17 protein-coding genes, 2 tRNA genes, 1 pseudogene and 2 riboswitches are annotated in these 13,548 nt (G+C 33.5%); of the genes and pseudogenes, 16 read left to right on the top strand and 4 right to left on the bottom strand.

From position 1 onward, the window contains the following. Nucleotides 1-7: 7 nt before the first annotated feature. On the bottom strand, nt 8-658 hold the full coding sequence (locus tag ACLHDG_RS13675) for a class I SAM-dependent methyltransferase (protein WP_415406797.1): 651 nt from the start codon (nt 656-658) through the stop codon (nt 8-10). A 34-nt stretch (nt 659-692) separates the two neighbouring features. Then, nucleotides 693-974: a hypothetical protein gene (locus ACLHDG_RS13670; protein ID WP_415406796.1), complete on the bottom strand. Its 282-nt coding sequence runs from the start codon at nt 972-974 to the stop codon at nt 693-695. Nucleotides 975-1,349: 375 nt separating this feature from the next. Continuing rightward, nucleotides 1,350-1,425, top strand: a riboswitch (cyclic di-GMP riboswitch). A gap of 58 nt (nt 1,426-1,483) precedes the next feature. Here ACLHDG_RS13670 and ACLHDG_RS13665 point away from each other — a divergent pair. Further along, entirely contained in the window at nt 1,484-2,092 is a 609-nt protein-coding gene (locus ACLHDG_RS13665) for a hypothetical protein (protein ID WP_415406795.1), read from the top strand. Between the two features lie 236 nt (nt 2,093-2,328). Here ACLHDG_RS13665 and ACLHDG_RS13660 read toward each other — a convergent pair. Further along, a tRNA-Ser gene (locus ACLHDG_RS13660) sits at nt 2,329-2,458 on the bottom strand. A gap of 386 nt (nt 2,459-2,844) precedes the next feature. Between ACLHDG_RS13660 and ACLHDG_RS13655 the strand changes: the two genes are divergently transcribed. The 5 genes from ACLHDG_RS13655 to ACLHDG_RS13635 all read left to right on the top strand — a co-directional run bounded on the left by ACLHDG_RS13655 (nt 2,845) and on the right by ACLHDG_RS13635 (nt 7,316). Continuing rightward, complete coding sequence (locus tag ACLHDG_RS13655) at nt 2,845-3,984, top strand: tyrosine-type recombinase/integrase (RefSeq protein ID WP_415406794.1); 1,140 nt, start codon at nt 2,845-2,847, stop codon at nt 3,982-3,984. A gap of 82 nt (nt 3,985-4,066) precedes the next feature. Then, nucleotides 4,067-5,191, top strand: a complete 1,125-nt coding sequence (locus tag ACLHDG_RS13650; protein WP_415406793.1) for a hypothetical protein — start codon at nt 4,067-4,069, stop codon at nt 5,189-5,191. A gap of 145 nt (nt 5,192-5,336) precedes the next feature. After that, entirely contained in the window at nt 5,337-5,669 is a 333-nt protein-coding gene (locus ACLHDG_RS13645; RefSeq protein ID WP_415406792.1) for a hypothetical protein, read from the top strand. Then, a complete protein-coding gene (locus tag ACLHDG_RS13640) occupies nt 5,656-5,853 on the top strand; it encodes a helix-turn-helix domain-containing protein (protein WP_415406791.1) in 198 nt (65 codons plus the stop codon). Before ACLHDG_RS13645 ends, ACLHDG_RS13640 begins: the two co-directional genes overlap by 14 nt. 8 nt (nt 5,854-5,861) lie before the next feature. Then, complete coding sequence (locus ACLHDG_RS13635) at nt 5,862-7,316, top strand: DUF3987 domain-containing protein (protein ID WP_415406790.1); 1,455 nt, start codon at nt 5,862-5,864, stop codon at nt 7,314-7,316. Here the strand turns inward: ACLHDG_RS13635 and ACLHDG_RS13630 are convergent. Then, a complete protein-coding gene (locus ACLHDG_RS13630; RefSeq protein WP_415406789.1) occupies nt 7,306-7,539 on the bottom strand; it encodes a helix-turn-helix domain-containing protein in 234 nt (77 codons plus the stop codon). The two genes, ACLHDG_RS13635 and ACLHDG_RS13630, sit on opposite strands and share 11 nt — an antisense overlap. A gap of 106 nt (nt 7,540-7,645) precedes the next feature. Here ACLHDG_RS13630 and ACLHDG_RS13625 point away from each other — a divergent pair, with 106 nt between their 5' ends. The 10 genes and pseudogenes from ACLHDG_RS13625 to ACLHDG_RS13580 all read left to right on the top strand — a co-directional run bounded on the left by ACLHDG_RS13625 (nt 7,646) and on the right by ACLHDG_RS13580 (nt 13,272). Beyond that, the gene (locus ACLHDG_RS13625) at nt 7,646-8,284 is read left to right on the top strand and encodes a hypothetical protein (RefSeq protein WP_415406788.1); all 639 of its coding nucleotides are present in this window, start codon (nt 7,646-7,648) and stop codon (nt 8,282-8,284) included. 230 nt (nt 8,285-8,514) lie between these two features. Next, nucleotides 8,515-9,171, top strand: coding sequence for a YqiA/YcfP family alpha/beta fold hydrolase (locus ACLHDG_RS13620; protein WP_415406787.1), 657 nt, complete (start codon nt 8,515-8,517; stop codon nt 9,169-9,171). A gap of 165 nt (nt 9,172-9,336) precedes the next feature. After that, nucleotides 9,337-9,468 (top strand): annotated as a pseudogene (locus ACLHDG_RS13615) (sigma factor-like helix-turn-helix DNA-binding protein); the annotation flags it as partial. A gap of 82 nt (nt 9,469-9,550) precedes the next feature. Further along, nucleotides 9,551-10,447 (top strand): hypothetical protein, encoded by an 897-nt coding sequence (locus ACLHDG_RS13610; protein ID WP_415406786.1) that lies wholly within the window; start codon nt 9,551-9,553, stop codon nt 10,445-10,447. Between the two features lie 121 nt (nt 10,448-10,568). Continuing rightward, nucleotides 10,569-11,051, top strand: coding sequence for a hypothetical protein (locus ACLHDG_RS13605; protein WP_415406785.1), 483 nt, complete (start codon nt 10,569-10,571; stop codon nt 11,049-11,051). A 12-nt stretch (nt 11,052-11,063) separates the two neighbouring features. Further along, complete coding sequence (locus ACLHDG_RS13600; protein ID WP_415406784.1) at nt 11,064-11,534, top strand: hypothetical protein; 471 nt, start codon at nt 11,064-11,066, stop codon at nt 11,532-11,534. Between the two features lie 60 nt (nt 11,535-11,594). Continuing rightward, nucleotides 11,595-12,230 carry a YqiA/YcfP family alpha/beta fold hydrolase gene (locus ACLHDG_RS13595; RefSeq protein ID WP_415406783.1) on the top strand — a complete coding sequence of 212 codons (636 nt, stop codon included), beginning with the start codon at nt 11,595-11,597 and terminating at the stop codon, nt 12,228-12,230. Nucleotides 12,231-12,313: 83 nt separating this feature from the next. After that, the gene (locus ACLHDG_RS13590; RefSeq protein WP_415406782.1) at nt 12,314-12,943 is read left to right on the top strand and encodes a hypothetical protein; all 630 of its coding nucleotides are present in this window, start codon (nt 12,314-12,316) and stop codon (nt 12,941-12,943) included. 23 nt (nt 12,944-12,966) lie between these two features. Continuing rightward, nucleotides 12,967-13,122, top strand: a complete 156-nt coding sequence (locus ACLHDG_RS13585) for a sigma factor-like helix-turn-helix DNA-binding protein (RefSeq protein WP_415408345.1) — start codon at nt 12,967-12,969, stop codon at nt 13,120-13,122. 62 nt (nt 13,123-13,184) lie between these two features. After that, nucleotides 13,185-13,272 (top strand) — tRNA-Ser (locus ACLHDG_RS13580). Nucleotides 13,273-13,428: 156 nt separating this feature from the next. Beyond that, a riboswitch (cyclic di-GMP riboswitch) is annotated at nt 13,429-13,505 on the top strand. Nucleotides 13,506-13,548: the final 43 nt, after the last annotated feature.

Here is a 13,548-nt window from a genome sequence, read left to right as displayed (position 1 = left end):
ACTTGGGTTAAACTTTTTCCTTGCGAAGCAGGAGCAATACGATTCCGTATTTACCGAAATAGTGTCGCTCTACTTCTGTTGTAAGTGTGATACCTGAGAGAAGTTCAGGGAGTCCACCCTTTTTAACGTAAGATTTAAAGTTCCGGTAGTGTTCACCACCGGCCAGCCACTCGATGAAATAGATAAGTATTTTTGAGAGCGTAGAAGTTTTTTCACTCAGTTCATAATCAACGATCAAAATATCCCCACCTTCAGAAGTAACACGCACCATCTCCTCAACGATCTTACGTGCGGAAGCATGGCTCTTTTCATGCAGAGAAAAAGCAGTCATTACCAGGTCAAACTTGGCATTTTCATAGTGCATTTGTGTAGCATCCTGATGTATGCAGTCTGCTTTATGTTCTCCTTTGCCTGCAACACTCAGCATAGCATCTGAAAGGTCTATACCCTCACCGTCAAATCCATGCTGTTTAAGTAGTTTAAGCTGATCACCCGTACCGCAGCAAACATCGAGGATCGACTTGTAGTGATATTGTTTGACAAGTGCGATCACCTTGTTGCGAATAGGACGGATAAAAGGAAAAAGAAGCGGATCATAAAACTTGGCACTGTATTTGTACTCTTCCATCTTTGTGTTACCTTTTACTATTTTCCCCATATGTCAAATATGACCTTGGTTGTTAAAGAGTATTTTAAAAGCCATGTAGTTGATCCTCTTTACTCTTACCTTTGCACTTAAACAAGCCATCTTCCCAGCCCATGCGATAACTTTCATTATTTTTCAATTTGTTGAGGTCTTTTGTATATCCACAATCAACCGTCTGACAGGCATTCCGAACACCTTTTTTATAATCTTTATCTCTATCAGAACCAAAATTGATACCTTTATGTATGTAATCACCATAGTTAATAGATGAAGAGCTGCAAGCGCTGAGTAAAAGTGTACTACATGCTATAAGAAGTTGTCTTTTCATTTTTTATCCCTTTTATTGTGATATATATTATATTATGATATATAATATATATTTTTACTTACTATACAGATTAGATGTTGATCGCTCAATAAGAAATACTTTAATAATATTTTTTTCTATAGAATTCTACAAAATTCCATGTACACATTATAAATAAAGGTTTAATGAAAATTTTAGGACAAACGTGGGTCTTTTTTTGGGTCAAAAAATGGGTCATAACATTGAAAAAATATTAGAAAAATTTTTGCGATAGAAAACCTTATAAAGTTATATATTTTATAAGGTTTTGAGAATAAGTGTTTAAGAATGATTTAAGCTACTTCATTCCATAATATATAAAATAGTCATGTAGACTATAATAGATTGTTGATTACAAAAAAGAAAAGCTAAACTATTTGTGAAAATAGGGCGGAAAACCTACGGGTCTCTTAGAGAAAGCCAGGTTACCTAATCAAGAGGTAATCTGGCTTTTTTAGTTTTAAATAACTCTTTAAGAGGTTCGAAAAAGAATGACGAAATTATCACAAGAAGAAAATTTATTAATTTTAAAAATGCTTATGAAGGCCATTACTAAACTTGAAGAAGAAGAGAAAGAATTGACTTTTTTTCAAGCTAAACAGAAAAAAAATATAAAGTTTAGAATAGAAGCAATACATCAAATTGGTGACCGATTTGATTCAAAATTAAATATAGATTTATCTAAACTTTCTAAAATAGAAATAAAAAATATATTGATAATATTAACGTCTTTCTCTAAAGAATACAATAATCCTAAAGATAAAGATATGTATCTTTCCTTCATGAAAACCATTAATACCATCAAAAGATACATAGAAAAAGCTCGTAAAAGATCTATTGTAGAAAAAATAGAACTATCAAGTATAGAAAAAATGCAACATTTAGCAGAAAATATAATTGATACTATTATTAGTGCAGATAAGCACATCAGGATAGATGAAAGTTATGAAGACTTCATAAAAGTTTTTGAAGAGTTTCCAAGTTTTCAAAAATATAATAAAGCATCAACCGTTGTAATTGATAGAAATAAAACATCATATAAAATTTACATTGCAAAAGAAGAAAATAGCTTTTCGGCATATTCGAACTTGCAACAATAGAATATATATAGAAAAGTGGTACACCCATCAGGATTCGAACCGTACTTAGTTGATAAAATGCAACCGTAAAAGAGGGTAAGGGGTTAGGGAGGTTTTGGGGAGGTTAAAAATAGTTTATTTTATATCTTTTTTAAAGAATGGGTAGCAATAGGGTAGCAAGGTGTAAAATGTTCTAACCTTAAAGAAGTTATAAAATATCGTTGTTTAGGGGTGTATATTGATTTTATAGTATTTTATGGCTGAGAGGAAGGGATTCGAACCCTCGGTGAGTTACCCCACACAGACGTTCCAGGCGTGTCCATAGTAAAATAACCAATATTTAGAGAAATTCGTTCCTACCGTGCCTTGTAAAATAGTACGCTCTCGGCAAGGGTTCCTGTGCTAACAAATAGCTAACAAATATCCTCTCAAATGTACCCTGAACATCTTCTTGAAATCATTAAATTTATATTAGATTAGGTGAGACGTTAGACGTGAGACGCTGGAGGGATATCCCTACTCTTCTTCCCCCTCCCAATCCCAATATAATTCCCAATCTAAATCCAACAATACAAATATATATAGAACAATAAAATAATAATAATTAAATTTAATTATTGATATATGTATTGGTATGGCAAGGGTAGAGAAGTTTATATATAGCGTCTAACGTCTCACATCTCACGCATTGATGGATAATGATATTTGGGAATTTCACTATTAATCAAAGAGTGCTCGAAAAGTATATATAGAATATATATTAGGAGACGATGATGAGAAATACAAGAAAGAGAGAGCGGGTTGCCACAGGAATTTATAAGAGAGTAGATGCTAAAGGTGAGATAATTTATGACATTAATTATAGAGATGAATTTGGTAAGAACAAATTCCTCATGATAGGGAAAAAGTCTGATGGTATTAATATAGCATATTGCAAACAACGTAGAAGTAAGATTATGAATATGAAATATCTGGGAGAGGATGTCTCAAATCTACGGAAGAAGTCCTCTGTAACATTTGATGAAATTGCAAGAGATTACTTTGAGTATGTAAAATATGCAGATTATAAAGAGCCTCAATCATTCGTTAATCGGTATAGAGATCATATCAAAAGTAGTTTAGGGCATTTAGCTGTTGAAAGTATCACCAAGAACGACATGGATAATTTGATTATGGTACTTAAAGATAAAGGTTTAGCTCCTGCAACTATTGAGAGAATGAGACAACAGGTATCTGCGATATTTAATGTGGCTATTGGTAAGGAAAAGTGCAAGAATAACCCTGCTAGTGTTTCCAGGGTAGATCGTAGTTCTTTGATGCGTTCAAATAAAAAGAGTATTAATAATGCTAGAGAACGATATCTCTCAAAAGAGGAAGCCAATCTCCTTCTTGATGAATTAAAACTAAGAAGATTCGATGTGTATTTCATGGCTTTACTTGGATTGACGACTGGTGCTAGAGCAGGAGAGATACTGAGGATTCAATATAAAGACATTGATATGGAAAATAAGTATATTAATTTGACGGAAACCAAGAACGGCTCTAGTCGTAAAATTAAAATAACAAGCAAAGTCTATGATATTCTAAAAGATATAGAGTTTGAAAGCCCAAACAAGTATCTCTTCGCAGGAAGTACATATGATCATCTTCATGCCATACCAAATATGTACTCTAAATTAGTAGGAGAATTGTTCAACAGTGAATTGGAACCAAAGGATGCAAAGCATAGAGTGTGCTTCCATACCTTAAGGCATACATTTGCGAGTTGGCTTGCAATCAATGGAACACCTATATTTACTATTCAAAAACTCATGGGACATAAAGATATCAACATGACACTAAGATATGCAAAATTGAGTCCAGATGTTGGTGCTGATGCTGTTAATGACTTGGAGGATAAGTTTATAAATTAAGATATAGTTACCCATAAGTGGTTGGGTTGATGTTACTCATTGTGCTATTCTCTCTTCAGGTAGATTACAGGGAATACAAATTATGAAAAAATTAGACTTGATTGAAGATGCTAAAAAAATCTTTATAGATAAGCAAAAGTATACTCTTTATGAAAAAGATTATTTGGAGATATGCAAAAAATTTAAAGATGGTAAATATAATAATGTACGAAATTATTATAATGAAGCAAAAAAATTAGGCTACCTAAATAAAGATACATTTGGTACTGATGCAAAAGAGCTAAATCGTGTGCTCTGGAGCTTCTTATTTGCAAATAAAAAAAGTAGCAATGACCTGAAAGTTCTTGATGCTTCAATAAGTATATATAATAATTCAACTAATACACTTTCAAAAATAGAAAACTCTAAAACTGTTCTAGAATATTTAAATAAAGAGGGGCATAAAACATATTTGGACTTTACCAAACACTTTAGTGATGAGTATGGTATTGATATCAGAGAGTATAAATATGCAAAAGCTAACGGCTTCAAAACAAATAATGAAGATTCCCCTGATAGTGAACCATTGTATGGGTATGAACCAATATATAATTCTACGCGAACACTTGACACAATTATGCCAATTCTCAAGAAACATAAAGAGGAGTTTCTAGAGTCAAAGGATGATGGTTATTCAATGTTAGAACGTGAAATAAAGAAAAAGATTATATATCCTGTGTATAGACAAAATTATGGATTGCCAACACTGCAAGTAATAGAGTCAAATAAAGTTGTGCTTGAATTTAATATACTAGACGAGGAAAAAGATATAAGTAATTTGCTCAAAGAAATTTATAAACAAGAAAAACCATATCATAAATCCTTGTACTCATCAGAGAAGTTAAGGCTTCTTGAAGATCTTAGATCCATAAACAAGGTAGAAAAATTTAATTCTATTTGTGCCTTGCAAAAAGCGAGTATTATATACCAGTATACTCAGGATCAAGAAGAGAACCTAAGTTTAGAAAATGCAGTGTACATATATAATTTCCATGTACTCTTATTTGAATGCAGAGGTGAATTAAAAGATACCTGCCAGAGACACAATGGCGATGGTGACAAATATATCACTTGTATAAATGGAGACATAATAACCGATAGTGTGCGAAAAAAGGAAATAAGAAAACAAATCAAGATAGTAAAATCTTTGTTAAATTTAAACTCTTAAAATAATACTATATGCCCCCATTTATATTAAAGGGGTAAATTTTATATAGTTTCTCCCCCTGTGACATCCCCCCTAATTATAGGCATTCTACAATTAGAATTCAAATACGTAATTCTTGAATTCATAAAATTATAAGGAGCCCAAAATGGGAACATATTATACAAAAAATTCAGACATAGAGTTGCTACTATCTGACAACATAGTTAAGCTTATCAACTACAGAGAAAAAGAAAAAGGCAGAGTATATCTCTTTCATGCTGACCGACTTTATCAGGTAATGAAATTTGGAGCAAAGCAAAAAATAGTGCCAACATATGGAAAAGACATATGTGTGGCAATAACCTTTGTTACAGACTATCATTCGGCTGGGAAACACATTACTAGTACCAATGATGGAATCAATACATACATTAAAGATGAAGATTATAGGCAAATTATGGAAGAACTGGAACAAGGATTGAAACATGAACTCCCATGAATATTTATCACCAAAGGAAGCATCAAAGCTTCTTGGTGTCTCTACTCATTTACTACAAAAGTGGAGATCTCTTAAGGTGGGTATACCGTATACGAAATTAGGTCAGAGCAAAAGTTCTGTAATTAGATACTTGAAGAGTGACATCCTTGAATATCTAGATAATAATAAAATAAAAACTTTATAGGAGTAGCAATGTCAAAAAATGAACTAAAAGAAGAGGCAACATATGAGTGTGATATTGATGATAATGATATAACAGATAAGGCTGGTAGCTTTATAAAAGATGCGTCAGTAGAGTTGAGGTCTTATATAGGTGTGCCTAAGAGTATGATACTACAAATAATTCTGCCTATTATGAGTACGGCAATAGGGACAAAGGCTACAACATTTAGTGGTTCTATGGAGAAGCTCAGAGTGAATCTCTGGGCAATTATTATTGGAAGTAGTGGGACATCTGCAAAAAGTACAACTTTACAACTGTCAAAGAGCATAGTTCTGGAAAAGCTTGAAGAAAAACTAAAAGATGATTATAAGACCGCAAAAGTAGCATATAAACTATTAAAGTCTGAAGAGAGAGAAAATGCTGATGAGCCAAGGATGCAGTATATATATTCTGGGCAAGGGTCAACATTTGCAGGAATGATAAAGAACCTTTCCTTTAATCAACATGGACTTCTCTCTACTTACGATGAAGGATCAGAGTTTATCAATAAGATGTTAAATGATAAACAGCATAAAGCATCCTTCACATCACTTTATGCGCAGAGTAGTTATGGAAAGGATTTGGTTGGGAAAGAGGGAACGGGAGAACAAATTTGGCTTGATAACCCTTTCATCTCTCTAATTCTTGTCTCAAATCCTCATTGGTTTAATTCGGATGTGAAAAATAGTGATTTCGTAAGTGGATTCCTTAATCGGTTCTCAATCTATCATATGAAAGAGACTATTCATATGGAACCATTTAAAAATAGAGAAAAACACGATTTCAGTAAATTTCAAAATGTAGCTGTAAAAATATGGGAATACCTTTCTAGTTTAGAAGAGTCATTAGAGATGCCTTTGAGTGACGAGTCAATAGAGAGATATCAAAAATGGTTTAAAGATAATAATTTTGATGCGTTTGATGAGGAATGGGAAAGTGAAGAGAATGCTGCCTTTCTGGTAAGACAGAAAACCGCAGTTATTAAATATGCAATGATTATACAGATCTTTGATACCTTTTATGAAGGAGGAGAAAAACTTGGGGAGGAGATTGAATTGAAGTATATGAACATTGGTATTACGATTGCAGAAGAAACAATGAGTCAAATTAAAAGCTTTCTAGAATACAGACAAGCAACGAAGGATAGTTTGAAATATCGCGAGGATGACTATTTGGAAATTGCAAAGAAAGTTAAAAATTTCTTAAAAAAACGTCAGCATGATGAAAATAACACTTTGGCAACTTCAAAACTAATACGTAATGTCCGATCTTTAAATAGTACTAATTTCAATAAAGTATTAGAATTTGCATCATTGCATCATGGGGTAAAATCAGAAAGTAAAAAATTTGGATATGATAAAGTGGTTACCTATTATTTTATCCCATCATTCGTAGATAGTTGGAATAATGATGAAGGGAATACTATAGAGGAGCCTATGCTGTAGACGGGATAAGTTGCTGAATGTCCATATTGAACTCTTCGGCGATTATTAAAAGATGATGAAGGTTATAATTTGCATTGTCTTGTCTCAGTTCGATTCGTGCAACATAGGAGGGAGATTGATGACCCAAAATAAGAGCTAGGTGCAGTTGGCTAATCTTCCTCTTCTTCCTCTCTTCCTTGACAATTTCAGTAATAATATTAAAAAACTCATCTTCATTTATCATTCAAAAATTCTACGCTAATCATCACCTATTCAGCAATCACTTATAAGTGTGTGTTAATTCCGAAAAGGCTAATATGACATATTAATCATTTATAGGTGAGTGAAATATGCAAATTATTCAAGATGTTAGCGAAATCAAAAAAATACATAATTGGTTTATTGTAGATGTGGGATATTCAAATAGCCGTAAAAGCTGTGGAGTTGTGATAGTTCGAAATAATGAAGTTATAGAAAAAAAAGATATAGTCTTCTCCGGTATGAAAGAGAAGTTTCAAAAATTTTACGATAAATGTGAAAATGAAAAAATAGGTCTAATTCTTGAAGCTCCATTATCAATGGCTTTTGATAAAAATAAAAATCCTTTGGGTCGAAAAGAACTTGAAAAAGAAGAGGGAGTAACAAGATATTGGTATTATGGAGCAGGTGCGACTGTAACACTTGGTGCTTTAGAATTTATAAATCGTATAAAAAATATTTTAACATGTAATATTTACCTATTTGAAGGCTTTGTATCGTTTAAGAAAAATGAAAATGAGAATAGGAAGAAAGATGAACACTGGAAAGATGCAATGCTTTTATATAAGTCTATAAAAAATAATAAATTACATGAAGAAAATATAGTTCCCAAAGATGGTGAAAGATATATATTCATTGGAGATTATCTTAACTTAGAAATAAATGGAATTCCCCCTATTGTAAAAATTTCTAAAGAAAATAAGAAAGAGATATTTATGATTAAATCATGATATTTCTGTATCACTTTGTAACTAAGTACTTGCAAATACCCTCCAAACATCAATTTGCTGTTAAGAAATCGACCCCATCCATACTATATAGATATAGAGGGTAACACTATTTCGAGAAAGAAAGCTCAAAAGTTTAAACCCTTCCAAAAAATTATTCACATATAGAACCTATAAAAATATGACAATTTTAGGGTTATATATTGATGAAAATTAAATAGTAAGGATTATGAATGAATGAGAAAAAACTGCTCTTAATTAATATCGCTGGTTTCGCCTCTGATGGTAAAAATAAATCTGGACAATTAAAGAAAATGTTCCCTGATGCAAAAGTCGTAAATATAATTACATCTGGCATCGACCCTGATGAAGTTATTGTTAAAATACTCACCGAAAAAGCTACAGATAGAGATTCATTCGCAATCATAATTGGTAGTTCACTCGGTGGATATTATGCACACCTAGCGTCTATTAAATTAGACTGTCCTTCTGTCTTGATAAACCCCTCAATGAAACCATGGGAAACGCTTCAAGACAAAGTTGGCATAAATAGTTTCTTTAATGGTGACACATTTAAACTTACAAAAAGACATTTATCCAGAATGGAAGAAATCGTAAATCTTATGGAAAAGACAGTAGGGCTTTATGACGAAATAGACGACCCGCCTTATGCTCTCTTTACTGGCAGTATGGACGAGAGACTAGATCATGCAGTCACTAGATCACTTCTTCAATTCCCTAATATAGACTGTACTGTCGCGGGTTACGATCATATGTTTGAAGATATTTCGATCATTAAATCAGCGATCGAGTTCCTAGAAAACTATAAGGTAGCAATAGAAGATGATTCATTTAGCCCACACGACCCATTTAGAGACGATGAAGATTGAATAAAAAACATACAGATAAAGGAAGAAAACAGCATGTCAAAATTACAACAAGAAATAATACTGAAAGATAAATATAGTAACGATACCGTTATGAGTCGATTATTAGAATGCAATCACGATATTCAACACATCAATCATAGTCTAAAGCATTGCGGGTCAACAGAGTTTACACTAGAAGAGATCGGATTAATTCTTGGTGTCAGTAGAGAAAGAGTTAGACAAATTGAAGCCTCCGCCATTAAGAAACTCAAACACCCCAAAATCGGAAGGATATTAAAAACGTACTTGGCAATATAATAAAGATCATTAAAGTATTGTCTATACATCCATACAATATAGATATAGAGTAAATATAACTTTAAAGAGAAAAAGGAATACCATGAGTAAAAAAATAGCACTGATATTTGACTTCGATATAACAATGTCACCGTATTATCAACAGAAAAAACTGATAGAACATTGGAATATAGATGAGAGTGAATTCTGGAAACGATGTACTAAGAAAGTGACAGATGAAGAATATGATCTGGAGCATGGCTATATTAAAGTCATCACTGAATATATGGCAGAGAATCACTTAAAGCTATCAAACAGTGACCTGTTTAATCTAGGGCGGTCAATATCCCTATATGATGGCTTAAGCCGAAGGGAGAGCCAGAAAAGTATCTTCGATGATGTGCTCAACATAGTGTATAAAGAAGCATATAGTGATTTGAATATAGAGTTGGAATGTTACTGTATTAGTGGTGGATTGACAGAGATGATAAATGGGGCTATTGAGAGTCATAATCTTACTTCATTCTTCAAAAAGATATATGCTTGCCGATTGAACGAAAACAGTGATGGTGATATTGCTTTCCCAAAAGAAACAGTGGGACACACGATCAAAACGCAAAAAATATATCAGATCGCTAAAGGCTTAGATAAAGATGTCAATGAAGTCGTAGATGACTACGAAATACCCTTTGAAAATATGATCTTTGTAGGCGATGGATTGACCGATATCCCTGCATTCTCTCTGGTTCAGAAAATGGGAGGTGTAAGTCTTGCTGTCTATCGAGAAAGTAAAAATAGTGACGGAAGTATCAATCAGGAAAAAACACTAAAAAGCTATGAAGCTGGTTATGAACTTGCCATCAAAAGTTCCCGTGCTGAGCAGTTGCTTCCTGCAGACTACTCGGAGGGCAAGCCTTTGAAAATGGCTATGCTCTATCATGTTGAAAAGATTTGCAAACAAATTGGTCACAAAAATACAACAAGCTTCTCAGAAAAATGAAAGTGACCATCGCTACAGAGCAGATATTCAATTTGTATGGTGATTTGATCGGAATTAAGTATCACTATGGAGATGGAGGTTTCCGTAAGATAAAAATATTTATATCCCGAGGGAGAGTTCGATGAGTAAACCAATGAGAGATACAATATATGGGACAGTTTCATTTGAAAATCATGAATTTGGAGTCCTTGAACACTTCCATCTCGATGAGACAAGATGGAAGCAGATAAAAGAATTTGGAAAGCCAGAAATTTATTATCCCTTCGCATCATGGAAAAACTATCAACCTCAATGGTGTATTGAGAATGGGAAGTTATATTTGATTGATATTTCCCTTACCTGTGAGAAGGATACAATGAAAGAGACCTTTGGTGCCAACAAACTCTTTGCAGAATGGGTAAATGAGCCTATGAAGCTACTGGTAAAGAAGTCTAAGCAGAAACCGATTGTAGTCAATAGCGGGGAAGCGGCCGAAAAGACTGTCTATGAAATTACGATGGATACTCTGATATTAGACTTTGAAGATGGTATCTTAAAGGGTAGAGAAAGTAAACAAGAGAACTATAGGACGGGTTTAAAAAATTATCTCGAAGAATTAGACTGAAAGGAATATATAATGATCAAGCAGAATGAATTAGATAATAGTCAAATATATCTTCCTTCAGACACTTGTATAATTTGCAACAAGCATTTAGAGGAAGTAGGAGGAGAAAGGATTGTAGCCCAGCAACCTAGAGGCATTAGCATTTTAGATGAATATCAAGAAGAAGGAAATATAAAATATCCATGTCGATCATTCAAGCTCTCTGAAAATCTGCATAAATACCTTATTGTCTGGGGAGAAAAAGAACTATGGACAGCTGACGTGATAGAGAGAGCCAAGGCAGAATATAAAAGAGGTAAACAGTCGTGGTTCTGTCAAGTATGTGGCAAGCGTACATGCGGGGAGTGTGGTTCACCGATCAATGTTCCTATGGGATCAGATATTCTATCAGATGATGGGCATTCTATTCATGTCGCAATCTTACCGATTGATCCAGGATGCATCAATCCAAAATGCAAAAAGTATAAAATATTGGCTAAATAATGGATTTGGTTCCAAAACAATTATTTGGTCTTATAGCAACTTCAAAGGGAGAAGTAGTATATGAAAGAGGTACAGATAATGCAAGACTTATTATTAATCAACATCGCGGGATTTGCTTCTACTGGACAGAACAAATCAGACCAGCTTCAAACAATGTTTCCTGATGCTACAGTGTTAAACTTTACTACTTCAGGAAAAGATCCAGACAGTTTAATTGATGAGATCATACTTTCTATGAGAACGAATGATGGATATCCAATCTTAGTTGGAAGTTCATTAGGTGGCTTCTACGCTTACATAGTGTCTTCCCTTGACGATTGTCACACAATTCTAATCAATCCGTCATTAAAACCATGGAAAACACTCAAACCAAAAATAGGTAAAAATGAGATATATGGTGCAGAGACAACATTCTTATTGACACAAGATCAGTTAAATAAAATGGAAAAATGGTTCAACAGGCAAGAAGATGTTAGTGAAAACCAATATTTAGCAGTCTTCACCGGCACACATGATGACGTTATTGATCACACATACACAGACGATATCATCAATTACCCAACGGTTAGATGTAAAATGTCAGGGTATGGCCACCAATTTGCAGATATATCAATCATTAAATCGTGTATAGAACTTATGCACAGAAAAGGAATGGAATACAGTGGAGAATCTGAACCATTTGACTGGTTTGACTAAAGTAGTTAAAGAGTATATGTCTGATGAGGTCGTAAAAAGAAGCATTAGAGCTTTGCGTTAAATTCAAATAGAAGGGTCAAAACATGATGATAGGTGTATTCTTACATATGGACAATGATATCCATAGCAAAACTGATCCTCTAGTAACAGCCAAATCAATTGGCGAGTTTAAAGTAAGTCAATATATGTGCTTAGATTTGGAAAAAGAAACTATCAAGCAAGAGAGTTGCTGCTCTGAAATTGCTTATGATGAGAGATCAGAGAAATTTCTGCTATTTATAGACAAGGCTAATATTGTTGATAAAGATAAAATCCTCGAGATATGCTCAATTCCAAGTACAGAAGTAGAGTGTCTCTATGACTCTTATAAATTATTCTATAGAAAGTTGCTAAAAAGACATTATGGTTCTCTATATTATGAATTCAGAGATATTATACATGAAGTTGATCCATCCCATATTGCCATTGTTTCCGATGAATATGAGCTGGAAGTAGATGCGATCTTGGCAAAGTTAATAAGGTCAAGGTCAATCAAATACCTCGATGTAATTATTAAAGAGGTCTTCGAATATTATCTTGATGGAATAGAAGAGAAAGATATTAAAAGTATAGTGGAAGCATTTAGTCATAAGTTTGGTCATATGGAGAATTGGGAGGAATTTGATTGCTTGGATTCCTATATTGATCAAATCCGAATAAGAAGAAGGGAGTAAAAATGAGAGAAACTAAAGATGATATAAAGTTATGTCGTGGAGGTGAATATACTCTTGAAGAGATTGCCCAAAAGTTTGGTATTACTCGTGAGAGAGTTAGGCAGATTGAACAGCAGGCAATTAAGAAGTTAAGAAGTCCTAGAGTTGGGAGAAAACTGAAAGCTTATCTTGATGCATAGAAATCACACCAATTTATTCAGAATTTAGCATGGTGTTTGTATAATGTCATTCTTCAAACTGTAGACAGTTGAGAGAGTGGTTTAATCTGCTCGCCTGGAACGCGGGTGTGGGGCAACTCACCGGGGGTTCGAATCCCCCACTGTCTGCCACAATTAAAGCTTACTGAACCTTTATTATTAAATTTCCAAAACTTATATTAATTATTATGTTTATGACTATACTATATGCCTTTAATAATGATTTAAGCTACTTCATTCCATAATAAAGAAGGTAGTCATGTAGACTAAAATAAATTGTTGATTACAAAAAAGAAAAGCCAAACTATTTGTGAAAATAGGACGGAAAGCTTACGGGTCTCTTTAGAGAAAGCCAGGTTATCTAATAGGGGGTAATCTGGCTTCTTTAGTTTAAATACTAAATAATTC

The sequence above is a fragment of the Sulfurovum iocasae genome, from assembly GCF_047716765.1.
Lineage (GTDB): Bacteria > Campylobacterota > Campylobacteria > Campylobacterales > Sulfurovaceae > Sulfurovum.
This window is presented reverse-complemented; position numbering and strand designations above follow the sequence as displayed.